The 16,232-nt window shown below is 70.0% G+C and carries 15 protein-coding genes and 1 pseudogene; 12 read left to right on the top strand and 4 right to left on the bottom strand.

Translation table 11 applies throughout. The annotated features are described in order from the left end of the window. Window positions 1–493 precede the first annotated feature (493 nt). From ACZ3I3_RS21720 to ACZ3I3_RS21690, 7 genes are all read left to right on the top strand, one after another. Window positions 494–1,411: a C40 family peptidase gene (locus ACZ3I3_RS21720; RefSeq protein WP_467367402.1), complete on the top strand. Its 918-nt coding sequence runs from the start codon at window positions 494–496 to the stop codon at window positions 1,409–1,411. Window positions 1,412–1,518: 107 nt separating this feature from the next. Continuing rightward, window positions 1,519–1,782: a hypothetical protein gene (locus ACZ3I3_RS21715; RefSeq protein ID WP_467367400.1), complete on the top strand. Its 264-nt coding sequence runs from the start codon at window positions 1,519–1,521 to the stop codon at window positions 1,780–1,782. A gap of 316 nt (window positions 1,783–2,098) precedes the next feature. Beyond that, entirely contained in the window at window positions 2,099–3,004 is a 906-nt protein-coding gene (locus ACZ3I3_RS21710) for an NADP-dependent oxidoreductase (protein WP_467367398.1), read from the top strand. A 78-nt stretch (window positions 3,005–3,082) separates the two neighbouring features. Then, window positions 3,083–4,144 (top strand): alkene reductase, encoded by a 1,062-nt coding sequence (locus tag ACZ3I3_RS21705; RefSeq protein WP_467367396.1) that lies wholly within the window; start codon window positions 3,083–3,085, stop codon window positions 4,142–4,144. Window positions 4,145–4,155: 11 nt separating this feature from the next. Continuing rightward, entirely contained in the window at window positions 4,156–4,635 is a 480-nt protein-coding gene (locus ACZ3I3_RS21700; RefSeq protein WP_467367394.1) for a MarR family winged helix-turn-helix transcriptional regulator, read from the top strand. Window positions 4,636–5,064: 429 nt separating this feature from the next. Beyond that, window positions 5,065–5,973 carry an SDR family oxidoreductase gene (locus ACZ3I3_RS21695; RefSeq protein ID WP_467367393.1) on the top strand — a complete coding sequence of 303 codons (909 nt, stop codon included), beginning with the start codon at window positions 5,065–5,067 and terminating at the stop codon, window positions 5,971–5,973. 109 nt (window positions 5,974–6,082) lie between these two features. Further along, window positions 6,083–6,334 carry a hypothetical protein gene (locus ACZ3I3_RS21690; RefSeq protein ID WP_467367391.1) on the top strand — a complete coding sequence of 84 codons (252 nt, stop codon included), beginning with the start codon at window positions 6,083–6,085 and terminating at the stop codon, window positions 6,332–6,334. Here the strand turns inward: ACZ3I3_RS21690 and ACZ3I3_RS21685 are convergent. From ACZ3I3_RS21685 to ACZ3I3_RS21670, 4 genes are all read right to left on the bottom strand, one after another. Continuing rightward, window positions 6,313–7,116 carry an ATP-binding cassette domain-containing protein gene (locus ACZ3I3_RS21685; RefSeq protein ID WP_467367389.1) on the bottom strand — a complete coding sequence of 268 codons (804 nt, stop codon included), beginning with the start codon at window positions 7,114–7,116 and terminating at the stop codon, window positions 6,313–6,315. The genes ACZ3I3_RS21690 and ACZ3I3_RS21685 overlap by 22 nt on opposite strands. A gap of 2 nt (window positions 7,117–7,118) precedes the next feature. Continuing rightward, window positions 7,119–8,183 (bottom strand): ABC transporter permease, encoded by a 1,065-nt coding sequence (locus tag ACZ3I3_RS21680; RefSeq protein WP_467367388.1) that lies wholly within the window; start codon window positions 8,181–8,183, stop codon window positions 7,119–7,121. A gap of 87 nt (window positions 8,184–8,270) precedes the next feature. Further along, the gene (locus tag ACZ3I3_RS21675; protein ID WP_467367386.1) at window positions 8,271–9,299 is read right to left on the bottom strand and encodes a sugar ABC transporter substrate-binding protein; all 1,029 of its coding nucleotides are present in this window, start codon (window positions 9,297–9,299) and stop codon (window positions 8,271–8,273) included. A gap of 567 nt (window positions 9,300–9,866) precedes the next feature. Further along, a complete protein-coding gene (locus tag ACZ3I3_RS21670; protein ID WP_467367384.1) occupies window positions 9,867–10,904 on the bottom strand; it encodes a LacI family DNA-binding transcriptional regulator in 1,038 nt (345 codons plus the stop codon). A gap of 420 nt (window positions 10,905–11,324) precedes the next feature. Here ACZ3I3_RS21670 and ACZ3I3_RS21665 point away from each other — a divergent pair, with 420 nt between their 5' ends. The 5 genes and pseudogenes from ACZ3I3_RS21665 (at window position 11,325) to ACZ3I3_RS21645 (ending at window position 16,171) form a co-directional block, all read left to right on the top strand. Further along, on the top strand, window positions 11,325–12,506 hold the full coding sequence (locus tag ACZ3I3_RS21665; protein ID WP_467367382.1) for a Gfo/Idh/MocA family protein: 1,182 nt from the start codon (window positions 11,325–11,327) through the stop codon (window positions 12,504–12,506). A gap of 179 nt (window positions 12,507–12,685) precedes the next feature. Beyond that, window positions 12,686–13,061 (top strand): annotated as a pseudogene (locus ACZ3I3_RS21660) (PfkB family carbohydrate kinase); the annotation flags it as partial. Between the two features lie 133 nt (window positions 13,062–13,194). Next, window positions 13,195–14,232, top strand: a complete 1,038-nt coding sequence (locus ACZ3I3_RS21655) for a Gfo/Idh/MocA family protein (RefSeq protein WP_467367380.1) — start codon at window positions 13,195–13,197, stop codon at window positions 14,230–14,232. Window positions 14,233–14,258: 26 nt separating this feature from the next. Beyond that, window positions 14,259–15,257, top strand: coding sequence for a sugar phosphate isomerase/epimerase family protein (locus ACZ3I3_RS21650; RefSeq protein WP_467367378.1), 999 nt, complete (start codon window positions 14,259–14,261; stop codon window positions 15,255–15,257). A 26-nt stretch (window positions 15,258–15,283) separates the two neighbouring features. After that, a complete protein-coding gene (locus tag ACZ3I3_RS21645) occupies window positions 15,284–16,171 on the top strand; it encodes a sugar phosphate isomerase/epimerase family protein (RefSeq protein WP_467367376.1) in 888 nt (295 codons plus the stop codon). Window positions 16,172–16,232: the final 61 nt, after the last annotated feature.

Raw genomic sequence — 16,232 nt, 5'->3', positions numbered from 1 at the left:
GCCTTCACGGTCGAGGCCCGGTTCTCGCAGTCTGGTGGTTACCGCGTTGGCGAATGAGAGCGAGGAGCCGAGCCCTGACGAGGTTCGGCGATGGATCGACAGCCTCTACGACCGGGCGGAGAGCGACACGGGTACCTTCAACGCGACCCGCGCCGCTGCGATCCCGCGCCAGCGGAGCGCACCCGCCCGCAGCCGGTCCCAGTCAGACACGGAGTCCGGGGTCGGAACCCTTGCCCGGCAGTGGTTCGACGCCGCCCGTGCCAAGCTGGGCCCGACCGTGTCGGCGTTGCAGCCGGACCGGAGGTTGCCGGCCCGTCCCGACCGCGCACCCGAAGCAGCACGACCCGTGCGGCCGGCGGAACGTCCCGCACAACCCCGCGTTCTCGAAGCTCCCCAAGCGCCCAGTGTTGCGAAGGAGTTGACCGGCGGATCCGCTCAGGCGCCGACCACCGCATTCCTCCCGGAGCTCTCCGGCCGGCGCGTCGCACCGACAGTGGCAGGCGATTCCCTGCGGGACGAGAACCTCTGGCGTACCGGTGCACAGCCGGTCCTCGGTGACGTGGCGGCGGGTCCGCTGTACGAGCCCGCACCAGCGCCCGCCCTGGAGTCCGGCCCACTGCTCAGCACACTGCCCGACCCGCAGTCCGCCGCGGCGCTGCCCACTGTCCCGCACCCCACCGCGGGCACTCACCATGCGGATCTTCCAACAGGCGGGTGGGACACGTACGGTGCCGCTCCGGCAAACGACGCGACCGCACCGTACGCCTCGGCTCTGTCAGCCGAACCCACCGCTTACCACGCCTCCGGTCCACCGGCCGACGTGACCACCGCGACCTATGGCGCCGGCCTGCCGAGCATCCCTGCATCTGCCCTGGCGGCGGCCCCGGTTGCGACAGTGCCCGCCGAGCCGGCCACCGCGCCCGCGCTCGCCGCACCGGCAGCGCCTGCCGCCCCGACGGAACCGGTCACCTCCACGGCAGGCGGACCTCTCTCCACCACCGTCACGCCCGGTGCCTACGGTGGGTCCTGGCTGCCGCCGGATGTCGGCCACAGCACCCAGGCCGAGCGGGTGGTCGCCTTCGCCCGAGCACAGATCGGCCGGCCCTGCGTATGGGGCGCGGTCGGGCCGGGATCGTACGACGCCCCCGGTCTGACCCAGGCCGCGTGGAAGGCCGTCGGCGTCACGCTTCCCCGGACCGCCCAGGCCCAGTGGGAAGCGGGAGTGCAGGTCTCGCTCGCTGACGTCCGGGTCGGAGACCTGGTCTTCTTCCATGACGACCTCGGCCACGTCGGCATCTGGAGCGGCGCCGGCATGATGATTCACGCCCCGGGTCCGGGAGCGCTCATCCGTGAGGAGTCGGTGTTCTTCGCCGGCCAGTCGGCGATCAGGGGCGCGATCCGCCCGGCCTGACGCCCCTCTCCGGCCGGTTACCAGGGCGGCGTGCTCGACGGTGTGGCGTCGGTGGCGGCGGGCCGGGCCGGTGTGCTCGTGGTCCGAGCAAGGCCTGGGGGTCGTCCATGGGAGGCGCGCAGCCCGCGCAGGCACGCCTGCGCGGGCAGCCTCTGCCGCCCCGCCCCGGCATGGTCCTGTGCCAACACGTGGAACGCCGCAACGTCGCGCTCACTCCGGACAACGTCAGCACACTGACCTCCGAAGTCGGCCGCCTCGATGCCGAGATCCGTGCCCGACTCACGCTCTCGTCCCTCCTGTGCGCCGGCCTCGAACGACGACGCGACACCGTCCGCCGGCTTCTCACCACGGCCGCCGCGACCACCCCATGAACCCGCACGGACGCCCCTGTCCAGCCGCCAGGATGTCCAGGACGCCTTCAGCACGATCACCGCCGAAACCGGACACGCGCCGAACGTGCCGCCCTCGCCCATCGCCTGAAAGCCGCGTACTCCGCCTTACGCCGCGCCTTTCCCCAGATCTGCGATGCCGACCATGGTCGCCCGCCCCGGCACCGCCAAGGCCGCCCCCCCGCCCGCGATGCCCACGGACAGCACCCCAGCCAATTACTTGGCTAGCCACATATTTGCTGCTATGGTATTTACGTGGCCAGCCACATAAACGGGTGGCGGCCCGAGAGGAGTAGTCATGAAAGCCATCATGTTCGACCGTTTCGGAGGCACGGACGTGCTGCGCGAGGCGGACATCGAGGTCCCTCAGCCCGGCCCCGGGCAGATCCGCGTCCGCGTCAAGGCGGCCGGGCTGAACGCGCTGGACGGCAAGATCCGCTCCGGGGCACTGGAGGCCGTGTTCCCCACGCCGCTCCCCTCCGTCCCCGGTCACGAGCTCGCCGGCGTGGTGGACGCCCTGGGCGAGGGCGTGCGGGACGTGCAGGTCGGTGACGAGGTGCTGGGCTGGTCGGACACCGGCTCGTACGCCGAGTACGCGCTGGCCACCACGGTGGCCCTCAAGCCCGCCGGCCTCGACTGGCAGCACGCGGTAGCGCTGCCGGTGGCGGGTGAGACGGCCGAGCGGGTCCTGAATCTGCTGGGCGTCGCCGCGGGGGAGACCGTGCTGATGCACGGCGCGGCCGGAGCGGTCGGGACCCTGGCGGTCCAGCTCGCCACGGCCCGCGGAGCGCGTGTCATCGGCACGGCCGGCCCTGCCAACCAGGACTACCTCGCCTCGCTCGGCGCCACCGCGACCGTTTACGGCGAGGGCCTGGTGGACCGCGTCCGGGCGCTCGCTCCCGACGGTGTGGACGCCGTCTTCGACGTGGCCGGGAAGGGAGCCCTGGAGGACTCCATCACACTGCGCGGCGGCACGGAGCGCATCGTCACGATCGCCGACTTCCGCGCGCACCAGCTCGGCATCACTTTCGCCAACGGTCCCCAGGAACGCTCGGCCGCCCGCCTGGCCGCCCTGGCCCAGGACGCCGCGACCGGCAAGGTCGTCACCACCGTCACCGCCTACCCGCTCGACCGGGCCGCCACGGCTCAGCAGGTCAGCGACGCCGGGCATGTCCGGGGCAAGATCGCCCTCACCCTCGGCTGATCACGCCAGCCACTCCTTCCGCCACGCCCCCGCGCTTCCCGATCCTCACCTGACCATCACCGCACCGAAGGACCACTCATGCTGAACTCCCTGTGGACACCGACCACCGTCGGTGACATCACCCTCCCGCACCGCCTGGTCATGGCCCCCATGACCCGTGACCGGTCCACACCTGAAGGCGTACCGACCGAGCTGAACGCCGAGTACTACGCCCAGAGGGCCTCGCACGCGCTCATCATCACCGAGGGAACCCAGCCCTCCGCCGACGGCCAGGGCTACCTCCTCACCCCCGGCATCCACAATGACGAGCAGATCGCCGGGTGGCGCAAGGTCACCGACGCCGTGCACGCGGCCGACGGCCGGATCGTCATCCAGCTGATGCACACCGGACGTATCTCCCACCCCGACAACACACCCCACGGGCGCCGGCCGGTCGCCCCTTCGGCGATCCGGCCGCAGGGCACGATGTTCACCGCCTCCGGGCCCCAGGAGATGCCGACACCCCGCGCGCTGTCGACGCAGGAGGTCGCGGCGACCGTCGACGACTTCCGCCGCGCCGCGGCCGCCGCCGTCGCGGCAGGCGCCGACGGTGTGGAGATCCACGCCGCCAACGGCTACCTGGTGCACCAGTTCCTGTCCGACAACACCAACCAGCGCACCGACCGGTACGGCGGTTCCCTCGACAACCGCATCCGCTTCGCCGTCGAGGTAGCCACCGCCGTGGCCGACGAGATCGGCGCCGACCGCACCGGCCTGCGCATCTCCCCGGGCAACACCTACAACGACATCGCCGAGTCCGACACCGCCGAGCTGTACCCGGCGCTCATGCGCGCCCTCAGCCCGCTCGGCCTCGCCTACCTCCACATCCTCCACGCGGGTGACGACACCCTGCTGGGCACCCTGCGCACGCTCTGGCCGACGACGCTCATCCTCAACCGGGCCGGAACCGACCTGCCCACCCGCGCCAAGGACATCGACCACGGCACGGCCGACCTCGTCTCCGTCGGCGCCCTCGCGCTGGCCAACCCGGACCTGGTCGAGCGGCTACGCTCTGAAGCGCCGCTGAACACCCCCGACCCGGCGACCTTCTACGGCGGCGGAGTGGCCGGCTACACCGACTACCCCACCCATACCGTCTGAGGAACCGAACCATGACCGCCCCCACCCCCCGCATCCCCACCACGGCCGGCGAAGGGCCGATGAGCTACGCGATCTTCCAGCTCGCCCGCGCTCACCGCGCCCGCGCCGCCGCCATGCTCCGCGAGATGGACCTGCACCCCGGACAGGAGCTGCTGCTGATGCAACTCCTGGACCGGGACGGCCAGACCCAGTCCGAGCTGCTCGAAAGCGTCGGCCTGGACCACTCCACGGTCTCCAAGTCCCTCCGCCGCATGCAGGATGCCGGCCTGCTCATCCGCGAGCCGGCCGAACACGACCGGCGGGTCATGGTCGTCCACCTCACCGACAAGGGCCGTGCCATGCGCGAGCCCCTGGCCGCCATGTGGCGCGCCCTGGAAGAGACTTCCGCGCTCAACCTGTCGGCGGAGCAGGCAGAGTCCTTCGTCCGCACCGCCTACGCCATCGCCGACGCGATCAACAGCCACGCTCTTCCGCAAGAGGAATCCAAGTAACACCCCCCGGTTGCACCTCGGCTCCGGCCTGGGGCGCACATCGTTCCCGGCATTCCTGCGAAGGAAACAGTTGCGCAAGCGCGCTCGGCTGCCCGCAGGCCGGTGCTGGACGTCAGACAGATCCCGCGGTTCCTGGGAAACTCCGGCGAGCCGGGCCGGCTGATGCGGCAGAGCAGCACATCGAGGAAGGCCGCATCGCCGGCGTCCGGGCCACCCCTCGGAAACCCTCCCGCGGGCCGGCGATGGCCCGCTCCCCAGCCCCCGGCGGGCATCGGATGGCCAAGTGGGCCGGTGGGCCCGACCCACGGGCACGCACCCGCCCTGAGCACCCCGGCCCAACGGCGCCCACGTCCACGGGGACCACTGCCTGCGCCCGCGCCCAAGCCCCCCACAGGCCCTCACTACTGACCTGATGGAAAGCGAGACCCCATGGCCACCACCCTCCCCGTCCTCGTCGTCGGCGCGACCGGCTCCCTCGGGGGCAAGGTCGTCGACGAGCTGCTCAAGCGCGGCAAGAACGTCCGCGCCCTGGTCCGGCCCACGACCGACGCGAGCAGGCTCGAACGCCGGGGTGTCGATATCGCCCGCGGCGACATGCTCGACGTCGACTCGCTCGTCGCCGCCATGAACGGCGCCGATGCCGTCATCACCACCGCCGCCGGCTACACCCGCGGAGGCAAGAACGCGAACGACATCGACACCGTCGGCAACGCCAACCTCGCCGAGGCCGCCCACCGCACCGGCATCCGACGGTTCGTCCTGACCAGCATCCTCACCAGCGACCAGACGCCCCACGTCCCGCACTTCTGGCACAAGAAGGTCGCCGAGGACAAGCTCGAACAGCTCGGCGTCCCGTTCGTCGCGCTGCGCCCGGGGGCGTTCCTCGACCAGATCGCGACCATGGCGGGCGACCCGATCGACAAGGGCCGCCTGATGTGGATCGGCAAGACCACCGTCCCGCTGACCTTCGTCCACACCTCTGATCTCGCCGCGTACCTGGCCGCCGCGGTCGACGCCGAGGCAGCCGACGGTGAGCGCATCGACATCGGCTGGGACCGTCCGGTCAGCATGCGCGAGATGGCCGACCTGATGGGCAGCCGGGCCGGAAAGAAGATCAAGATCTGGGCCGTCCCTTCACCCGTCGCCCGCGCCGCGGGAGCCGTCGCCGGCCGCTTCCTGCCCCTGGTCAAGGACATGGCCGCGATGTTCGGCTGGTTCGACAGCGGCCGCTACGTCGCCGACCCCCGCCGCCAGGAGCAGCTGTTCGGCCCCGTCCCCACAGCCGAGGAGGCCCTCGCCCGGTTCACCGACGAGCTGGTCAAGACGCAGCATCGCTGACGGCCCGCATCTGCGGACCGGACGGGCGAAGTGCTCGGTGTGCGGCGTGTGGCTCCCGTTCCATGTGTGCAGCCAGGCACAGACCATACGCCGCAGGCGCCGGGCGTGCGTGATCGCGCCGATCAGCGCAAACCTCGGGGCGCTGCTGCTGGCGGCCCTGATCCCGGATCTGGAGGCCGCCCCAACAGGCTGGCCTTCCAACGAGGTTCGGATCGCCGGCTTTTTCGTTGGCTGCTTCGCCACCGCCCCTGGCGCTGATCGCCGCATCCATGGCGGCGATCGAGGAAGACCAGGCCGTGGCAGCGGTGACTGGCTGAGTGCTTCGGCAGGTCTGCTCGGTCAGGCGTCGGTCTCGGCCTGAAGTTGCATGTCGGCCAGTTCGGCTTCGAGGTGGGCCATGGCCTCGCCGCCGGCCATGAGGTCGGTGATCTGCTCCCGGGTGCGCTCGCCCTTGCGGAAGTCGTCGGCCTTCCGGCCGCGGATGAGGACGGCGAAGTGGTCGCCGACCATCATGGCGTGGCGGACGTTGTGGGTGACGAGGATGACCGCGACGCCCTTGGCACGGGCCTGCATGATGATCCGCAGGACGTGGGCCGCCTCCTTGACGCCGAGGGCCGCGGTGGGCTCGTCGAGGATGAGGACGTTGGCGCCGAAGTAGACGGCACGGGCGATCGCCAGGGCCTGGCGCTCACCGCCGGACAGGCTGCCCACGAGGCGGCCGCCGTCGGTGACGCGGGTGATGCCGAGGGACTGCATCTCGCGTACGGCGATCTCACCGGCCAGCTTCTTGTCGAACAGCTTGAACGGGCCCCACCCCTTGGTGGGTTCGGCGCCGACGAAGAAGCATCGGCCGACGCCCATCAGCGGGAAGGTCCCGCCGAACTGGTGCACGGTGGCGACGCCCCGGGCGCTGGCGTCACGGGGGCTGTCGAAGACGACCGGCTTCCCGTTGACCTCGATCGTGCCGGCGGTCGGCTTGTGGAACCCGGAGAGGATCTTGATGAGGGTCGACTTGCCGGCGCCGTTGTCGCCGAGCAGGCACAGCACCTTCCCGGACTCCACCTCGAGGGAGATGTCCTGCAGCGCGTTGGTGCCGAGGAAGGACTTGTCGATGCCGGTCAGGCGCAGAAGGGGTGCGGTCATGGTCAGGCCTTCTTCACGGATCGGGGCTTGTAGGACAGGGCGAGCCGACGGAAGGTGTTGTTCATCAGGACCGCCGCGAGGATGAGGATGCCGAGGATCAGACTGGCCCAGTCGGAGTTCCAACCGGTGTAGTAGATGCCCTGGTTGACGATGGCGAACGTCAGCGTCCCCAGCCCGACGCCGACGACCGAGCCGTATCCGCCGGTCAGCAGTACGCCGCCGATGACCACGGCAATGATCGAGTTGAAGACGAAGGACTGGCCGTTGGCGACCTGGGCGCCGTTGTAGAGGATGGTCTGGATCACGCCGACCAGGGCGGCACCGAAGCCGCTGGCCATGTACAGGGCGATCTTCACCCGGGCGACCGGGATTCCGGTGGCGCGGGCGCTTTCCTTGTCGCCGCCGACGGCGAAGATCCAGTTGCCGTACTTCATCATCGTCAGCAGGACGGTGACGCAGACCGCGATGCCGAGCCACCAGAAGATCGCGACCTCGAACTGACCGCCGATCAGCTGGCCGAACAGCGACTTCGACAGCGGGTCGGGGTTGATGGGGACGCTGGTGGTGCCGGTCGTGACGCGGGACAGGCCGAGGGTGAGTCCGGCCAGACCGGACAGTGTGGCCAGCGTGACGATCAGTGAGTGAACGTTGGTGCGCGTGACGATGATCCCGTTGAGCAGGCCCGTCAGCAGCCCGAGCCCGAGCGCGCACACGATGCCGACGATCATCGGAGCGCCCCAGTGACCGGAGACGATGGCCAGCGTCATCGAGCTGCCCGCCAGCACCGAACCCACGGACACGTCGAGTTCACCGGCGATCATCAGCAGCCCGACGGGGATGGCGATGATGCCGAGCTCCGCCGCGATGTTCAGCCAGCTCGCCGCGCCCGCCGGGGCGAGGAACTTCTCGCCGCCGAAGACCGCGAAGAAGACGAAGACACTGATCGTTCCGATGAGCGCGCCGACCTCGGGACGATGGCGCAGTTGCCCCAAGGGGCTCTCGGACTGCTTCGGCGGGGCGACGGCGGGCTCTTTCCCGGCCGTCGTGTCGGTAAGTGAGGTTGTCATCGGGATGGTGTCACCTTCGTGGATCGGGATGTGGGGCGAGGCGCAAGGCTCATGGAGAGGTGCCGGGCCGGGCCCGGCACCTCTGGATCAGCGGACGCCGGCCTTGGCACCCGCGATCGCCGCGTCGACGTTGTCGGCGGTGACCAGGAGCGGGCCGGTCAGGATCGGGTTCTGTGGCGGGAGCACGCCGTAGGACAGGTACTGGTTGGCGATCGACACGACGTAGAAGCCCTGCAGGTACGGCTGTTGGTCGATGGCGAACAGCTGGGTGCCGGCCTTGATCCGGTCGAGCTGGCTCTGCGAGAGGTCGAACGTGCCCAGCTCGACCTTGTCGCCGACACCTGCCTGCTTGATCGCGGCGGCGGCGCTGTCGGCGTCCCCGACGCCGATCGTCACCACGGCGTCGATGCCGCTGTCCTTCAGCAGCGCGCCCTTGATGGCCTGAGTGACGGCGGACGGGTTGCCGAAGTTGGAGGAGGGCAGGGGGAGTTGCTTGGAAGCGGAGCCCTTGCTCGTGGCGCCGTCCTTGATGCCCTTGCAGCGGGCCTCCTGGTTGGCGGAGCCTGGCACGGTGTTGACGCACAGGATGTTCTCGGCGCCCTCTTCGGCGAATTTCGCGCCGCCTGCCTTGCCCGCCGCGTAGTCGTCCGACCCGATGTACTTCACGGCGCCGACCCGCTTGGCCGCGTCGATGCCGCCCGAGTTGTAGATGAACACCGGGATGCCCTTGGCAATGGCCCGCTTGATCGCGGAGTCCTGGTTCTCGGGCACCCAGTCCGGTACGAGGATCGCCGACGGATTCTGCGATATGGCGGTCAGTGTCAGCTTGGCGACGTCCGGGCCGAGGTTGTCGTAGTTCTGCGGACCGAGGTAGGTGACCTTGCCGCCCCCTGTCTTCACCAGTTTCGTCGCGTCCTCGACACCGCGCTTGACCGCGGAGAAGAACGGGTCGTCGGACTTGCCGCCGATGACGTAGATGTTGTTCTTGCCGTTGCTCTTCGTGCCGGACGTCGTTCCGTCCCCGGCCGTCGCCGTCGGCTGCCCCGATGTACCGTCAGTGGCCTTCCCGCTGGCGCACCCGGTCAGCGCGGCCGCCGTCACGGCAAGCAGGCTCACCAAGGTCAGGCCTCTTCTGGAGAGACGACGACCGGACGGCCGCCGGATCTGCGTGCGTTTCATGGGCTGGTTTTCTCCTTCAAGTGATGCCTGTTCAAGTGATGCCTGGCCGGGGGGCGTGAGCGGGCCAGGCATGTCCCGGGGTGTGGTGGCGCACGAGGGAAGGGATCGAACCGGCGTCGCGCCTTCGGGGGAGTGGCGGTCGTGGACGCGCGGCGATAAGGACTTGCGTGGGACCTGGGTACCGATGCCGTTGATCCGCCGTACCCGGTTCCCCGCGGGCGGGCCGGCGTCAGCGATCACCGGAACAGCTCGTCGCGGGGGTGTCCCGGCACCGGTCACGGCAAAGCCGGATGTGCTGAGTATGGGTTCTGCGAGCGTTTAAATCGCTTTAAGCGGTGCGCAGAGCATGCTTGCGTTTCGGGGACGTGTCAAGGGTCTGCTCACAAATGAACGCTGTGGCGCGAATCTTTTGCATAAAGGTGCAATAGACGCAAGCTCGCTGCCGGGTGAACGGGAGCCTGTGGTTCACGGCCTGCCGCTCCGTGCGCGGCGGCTCGACGGCGATCAGTGCGGTCGGCCCGTGGTCGACCGTATGACCAGCGAGGGAGCGAGTACGATCTCGCGAGCCGCCGTGCGTCCCTGGTCCAGGCGTTCGACGGCGGCGGTCACGGACTGCCGGGCCTGCTCCTCGGCGTTCTGGCTGACGGTGGTGAGACTGAAGCAGCCGAGCCGGGACAGGGGGTCGTCGTCGTAGCCGACGACGGAGACGGTGCCGGGGACGTCGACCCCGGCACCCCGCAGGACGGTGAGCAGCCCGATGGCGCTCCGGTCGTTGAACGCGACAACCGCCGTCGGCAGGTCGCCGCTGTCGAGAAGGCGACGTCCGGCCTTCTCGCCGGCCTCCTCGGTGAGGTCCCCGTGGAGGACCCTGATCTGCTCGTCGAGACCGTGACGGCGCATGGCGCCCCGGTAACCGCGGCGGCGGTCGGTGGCGATGACGCCCTTGCCGCCGTCGACGTACGCGATCGCGCGGTGGCCCAGGTCCACCAGGTGGTCGACGACCTGGCCGACCCCGTCGTCGTCGGCGCTGCGGACGACGTCGAGGTCGGCGCCGGTGATCCTGCGCCCCACCGAGATCACGGGCGCCCTGCGGTCGAGGTCGGCGAGGGCGGAGGCGGGAGCCACCGGGCCGAGCAGGATCAGGGCTTCGCAGCGGAAGGCCAGGAGAGTCTCGACGGCCGTGCTCTCGTCACGGGTCCGGGTCTGGGTGCTCAGGACCAGGTCGTAGCCGACGCCCTCGGCAGCCGTGTGGAGGTGCTCGACCAGCTCCGCCTGGAAGGCGCTGTGGACGTCGATCATGACGCCGAGCAGTCTGCTGCGCCTGCTGGCCAGGGCGCTGGCCGTGCGGTCGGGACGGTAGCCCAGTTCGGCGGCCGCCTTCAGGACGCGCTGCCGGGTGCGCTCACTGGGGCCGGGAATGTTGCGCAGCACCAGCGACACCGAGGCCGTCGACAGACCGACGCGCGCGGCGACGTCCTCCAGCCGGGGACGCGCGGTCGCCCCGTTGCCGCCCGCGGGAGTGGCGGAGCCGGGCTCATCCACACGACCTCCCAGGGATCTGCGGCAACAGCCTTGACATCTACCAGTGACGCGCCTGATAGTACCAGGGCTTAAAGCGCTTTAGGCGGCGTGCTGACCAGCCAAGCCGCCATAGAGCCCGGGCGGCGGGGCGGGGCCCAGCGCTTGGTCGGCTCGCTCCCCGCCGGGGAGCGGCCCCGTTCCTGATCCTCACGGCTTCTGGTGCCCCGGCAGGCAATGTTCGCCCGTCGCGACGCCCGGCACCGCCTTCTCGCCGCACGGGACGAAAGCCCGAGTGCATCCACGACTGAAGCCAAGACATCCAGTACGGGGACGTCCGGCCGGCACGCCGAGAGCACGCTCCCCGACGACGCCGCTCCTTGACGGGCGAACGCCGCCTGCCAGGGCACCAGCGCCGGCGCCCCGCGCCGGAGAGGAATCATCATGAGCACACCACCGATCAGGGTGGCGGTCATCGGAGCCGGAATGGCAGGCCGAGCCCACCTCAACGGCTACCGGCAGGCCGCCACCCTGTACGGCGCCGGACTGCCCGAGGTCCGCCTGGCCGCCGTCGCCGACGCCCACGCGCCCTTCGCCCGGGAAGCCGCCCGCCGTTACGGTTACGAGCGGGCCGAGACCGACTGGCGGGCGATCGTCGAGGCCGACGACGTCGACGCGGTCAGCGTCGTGGTCGCCAATTATCTGCACCGCGAGATCGTCGAGGCGCTGCTGGCGGCCGGCAAGCACGTGCTGTGCGAGAAGCCGCTCGCACCGTCCGTGGCCGACGCCGAGGCCATGGTGAAGGCCGCCGAGAACACCGGCCTGGTGGCCGCGACCGGCTTCACCTTTCGCCGTTCCCCGGCCGTCAACGCCATCCGGCAGCAGGTGCGGGAGGGCTCGCTCGGCCCCGTCCGGCACTTCAACGGACACTACTGGTGCGACTACGGCCACAACCCCGACGCCCCCATCAGCTGGCGCTACCGCGGCGGGCCCGGTTGCGGCGCGCTGTCCGACATCGGCAGCCACCTCATCGATCTCGGCGAGTACTTCTGCGGGCCGGTGCACAGCGTCCAGGGCGCGGTGCTGTCCACACAGGTACCCGACCGGCCGACGCCCCTTGGCGCCGCCGTGGGGCACTCGGCGGACGTGCGGGTGAGCCAGGAGCGGCTGCCCGTGGAGAACGAGGACGTCGCCACCTTCACCGCGACGTTCGCCTCCGGCGCCGTCGGTACCTTCTCCGTCTCGCGCATCGCGCGGGGGCTGGCCAACTCCCTTGGTTTTGAGGTGTTCGCGAAGGACGGCACGGCAACCTTCGAACTGTCGCGTCCGGCGGAGTTCACCATCGCCGACGCAGCGGCCTCGGACCCCGTGGACGGCTACCGGCGAGTGGTGATCGGCCCCGGCCACCCGTACATCGCCGGTGGCCTGCCCATGGACTTCGCCGGCGTCGGCCACGGCCAGCACGAGTTCTTCGTCTGGCAGGCCCGCGCCTTCCTGGAGCAGATCGCCGGCCTGGACCGCCTGCCCCCGTGCCCCACGCTCGCCGACGGACTGCACAACCTGCGCGTCATCGACGCGATCGTCGCCTCCGCCGATGCCGACGGCAGGGCGGTCACCGTCGAGTGAGCGGCACGGGGTCTTGACGGACGGCCCGCGCAACCTCGCGGCAACAACCTATTGACATGACATTCAGACGACGTCATCGTACTCGGCTAGAGCGGCTGTTTAAAGCGCTTCAATTTTCGCTTGTTCCTCTCCATCGCCATCCATCTCGGATCTCCGGAGCGAAGGGAAAACCAGCTGTGATGCCGTTCGAAGTGCTGACCATGGGCCGTGCCGGAATGGATGTGTATCCGCTCCGGACGGGTGTGGGGCTGGCCAAGGTCACCTCGTTCGGCACGTGCCTGGGCGGCAGCCCGACGAACGTCGCCGTGGCCGCCGCCCGGTACGGGAGCACCGCTGCCGTGATCACCAAGACGGGCCGGGACCCGCTCGGGGACTTCGTCCGAACGGCCCTGCAGGGCTACGGCGTCGGCAGCCGCTTCGTCGGTACGTCGGACATCGCGCCGACGCCGGTGACGTTCTGCGAGATCTTCCCGCCGGACGACTTCGGCGACGCTCGCAGCCCTGGAGCACCGGGCGAAGGCCGGGACGACCGTCCTCGACCTGGACTGGCGGCCGCGGCCTTCGCTGTACGTCCCCGAGACACGCGGCCGCACGATCGAGCAGCTGGAGCACGAACTCAAGGCCCGCTCTCCTGAACACCCCGTGTTCCCCTGGCGGATGGCGCCGGGGGCCTGGAAAGGACTTCCCCATGACTGTGCGCGTAGGGGTGATCGGGGCCGGCTGGATCGGCCAGGATCACATCCGCCGGCTCACCGACACCGTGACCGGTGCCGAGGTCACCGCGGTCACCGACATCGACTCCACGCGGGCCGAGGAGGCGGCGGCCGGAGCCGGCGCCCGGGTGTGCGCCGACGGCGCCGAGCTGATCGCGGCGGACGATGTCGACGCGGTGCTCGTCACCTCCTGGGGCCCCACCCACGCCGAGCACGTCCTGAACGCCGTCGCGGCCGGTAAGCCCGTGTTCTGCGAGAAGCCCCTCGCCACCACCGTCGAGGACTGTCTGCGGATCATCGAGGCCGAGTCGGCGCACGGCCGCCGTCTCGTCCAGGTCGGATTCATGCGCCGTTACGACGCGGGCTACCGGCAGATGAAGCAGGTCATCGACTCCGGCCGCGTCGGCGAGCCGCTGGTGGTGCACTGCGCCCACCGCAACCCCTCGGTGCCGGAGTCGTACATCTCCGAGATGGCCGCGCTCGACTCGGCCGTGCACGAGATCGACGCACTGCGGTGGCTGCTCGACGACGAGATCGTCTCCACCCAGGTCGTCGTGCCGCGCTCCACCCGGAAGCGGTTCGCGCACCTGAAGGACCCGCAGATCATGCTCTTCGAGACGGCCAAGGGCATCCGCATCGATCTGGAGATGTTCGTCAACTGCCGGTACGGCTACGACATCCAGTGCGAGATCGTCGCCGAGGAGGGCCTCGTACGGCTGCCGGACCCGGCCTCGGTCGCCGTGCGTACGGCGGGCCGGCACAGCACGGAGATCCTCCAGGCGTGGGTGGGCCGGTTCGCGGACGCCTTCGACACCGAGTTCCGCGCGTGGATCGCCACGGTCGAGGCCGGCACCGAACCCACCGGCCCGTCCGCCTGGGACGGCTACGCGGCGACCGTCATCTCCAACGCCACCGTCGAGTCCCTGACATCGGACCGCATCGTCGCCACCGGCATGAAGCCCCGACCCGCCTTCTACAGCGGCGTCGCCGTGGACGTTCAGCCCGCCGCCTGACCACTCGTACAGAAGGACATCGACACATGGCTCTCAAGCTCGGCGCCTACACCGCCTGCCTCCACGACCGCACCCTCACCGAGGCCCTCGACATCCTCAAGGAGAACGGCCTGACCTCGGTGGAGGTCAACACGGGCGGCTTCCTCCCCTCCCCGCACTGCCCGGTCGACCTGCTGCTGTCCTCGGCCTCCGCCCGCGAGGAGTACCTGGCGGCCTTCGCCGACCGCGGCATGGAACTGACCGGCCTCAACTGCAATGGCAACCCGCTCAACCCGCTCCCCGGGGTGGGCCCGAAGCACGCCGACGACCTGCGCCGCACCATCCGTCTGGCGGGCCTGCTCGGTGTCAAGCACATAGTGACCATGTCCGGCACCCCGGGCTCCGACCCCGACGCCAAGTACCCCTCCTGGGTCGTCAATCCCTGGGACGGCGTCTACATGGACGTCCTGGACTACCAGTGGGGCATGGCCGTCGAGTTCTGGAAGGAGATCGACGAGCTGGCCCGGGAGAACGACGTCCGGGTCGCCATCGAAATGCACCCGCACAACCTCGTCTTCTCACCGGTCACGCTGAAGCGCCTGGTCGACGCCGGCGCCCTGACGAACATCGGCGCCGAGATGGACCCCTCACACCTGATGTGGCAGGGCATGGACGTCATCGAGTCGATCAAGTGGCTGGGTGGGCTGGTGTTCCACGCCGCAGCGAAGGACGCGACACTCTGCCCCGGCGCCGATATCCGCGGCGTCCTGGACACCTCGTTCACCCGCGTCCCGGCCGACGCCCCGGGCAAGGTGCCCACCGGCTACGGCTTCTGGTGCAACGCCTGGCCGGAGAACCCGGCGTGGAAGTTCGTCGCCGTGGGCCTCGGCAACGACGTGCCGTTCTGGACCGAGTTCCTGCGCGCCCTCGCCGAGATCGACCCGGACATGGCGGTGAACATCGAGCACGAGGACGCCGCCTACTCCCAGACCGAGGGACTGGCCCTGGCCGCCAAGAATCTGAACAGCGCCGCGGCCGCTCTCTGACCTGCCCCCCTTGTCGAAGGACAGCAATGAAGCTCGCCCTTGATCCACAGATGTTCTACTCGACACACTCGGTGCTGGAGCTGCCCGACGTGGTGGCGCGTGCCGGCTACTCCTGGATGGAGCTCTCACCCAAGGACGACTTCATCCCCTTCTTCCGCCACCCGCGCGCCGACGACGCCACCGTGGCCCAGCTGCGCAAGCGCGCCGCCGATGCCGGGATCGGCATCGCCTCGGTGCTGCCGGTGCTGCGCTGGTCCGGCCCGGGGGAGGAGGAGCGGCAGGCCGCGGTACGCGCGTGGAAGCGGGCCATCCAGATCACCGTCGACCTCGGGGTCAACACGATGAACTCCGAGTTCAACGGACGCCCCGAAGACGCCGAGTTCGCCGAGAGCCAGTTCCTGCGCTCCCTGGAGGAGCTGATCCCCGTGTTCGAGCGCGAGGGCGTCAAGCTGGTGCTCGAACCGCATCCGGACGACTTCATCGAGGACGGCCACGCCGCAGTGAACATGGTGCGTGGCCTCAACCGGGACTGGATCTCGTTCCTCTACTGCACCCCGCACACCTTCCACCAGGGCAACGACGCCACCGGCATCATCACCGCCGCGGCCGAGAAGGTCACCTACGTGCACCTCGCCGACACCCTGGACCACAGCGCGTCGGGCGGGCTGCGCTACATCGTCAACCCGCCCGGTTCGACCGCGCGCGTGCACCAGCACGCCGAGATGGGCCGAGGAGAGGTCGACTTCGACGAGGTCTTCGCGGCACTCGCCTCAGTGGGCTTCGACGGGGTCGTCTCCTCCTGCGTGTTCGGCTGGGCGGAGCACGCGGAGGACATCAGCGTCCGCCAGCGCGAGAAGGCCACGGCCCTCGTCGACAAGCACTTCGGCGCGGGCACGCTCGGCTCCCGGCGCTGAAACCCTTTCAACGTGGGGGTGGCTGGGTGAGAGCGCCGCTCCGGGTGCGGCCTGCGGATCG

The organism is Streptomyces sp. NPDC016851 (assembly GCF_055562795.1).
This window is presented reverse-complemented; position numbering and strand designations above follow the sequence as displayed.

Coding starts and splice junctions, on each gene's coding strand:
- ACZ3I3_RS21715 (WP_467367400.1), top strand. CDS start 1,519: ATGGGAGGCGCGCAGCCCGCGCAGGCACGCCTGCGCGGGCAGCCTCTG.
- ACZ3I3_RS21710 (WP_467367398.1), top strand. CDS start 2,099: ATGAAAGCCATCATGTTCGACCGTTTCGGAGGCACGGACGTGCTGCGC.
- ACZ3I3_RS21705 (WP_467367396.1), top strand. CDS start 3,083: ATGCTGAACTCCCTGTGGACACCGACCACCGTCGGTGACATCACCCTC.
- ACZ3I3_RS21700 (WP_467367394.1), top strand. CDS start 4,156: ATGACCGCCCCCACCCCCCGCATCCCCACCACGGCCGGCGAAGGGCCG.
- ACZ3I3_RS21695 (WP_467367393.1), top strand. CDS start 5,065: ATGGCCACCACCCTCCCCGTCCTCGTCGTCGGCGCGACCGGCTCCCTC.
- ACZ3I3_RS21685 (WP_467367389.1), bottom strand. CDS start 7,116: ATGACCGCACCCCTTCTGCGCCTGACCGGCATCGACAAGTCCTTCCTC.
- ACZ3I3_RS21680 (WP_467367388.1), bottom strand. CDS start 8,183: ATGACAACCTCACTTACCGACACGACGGCCGGGAAAGAGCCCGCCGTC.
- ACZ3I3_RS21665 (WP_467367382.1), top strand. CDS start 11,325: ATGAGCACACCACCGATCAGGGTGGCGGTCATCGGAGCCGGAATGGCA.
- ACZ3I3_RS21655 (WP_467367380.1), top strand. CDS start 13,195: ATGACTGTGCGCGTAGGGGTGATCGGGGCCGGCTGGATCGGCCAGGAT.
- ACZ3I3_RS21650 (WP_467367378.1), top strand. CDS start 14,259: ATGGCTCTCAAGCTCGGCGCCTACACCGCCTGCCTCCACGACCGCACC.
- ACZ3I3_RS21645 (WP_467367376.1), top strand. CDS start 15,284: ATGAAGCTCGCCCTTGATCCACAGATGTTCTACTCGACACACTCGGTG.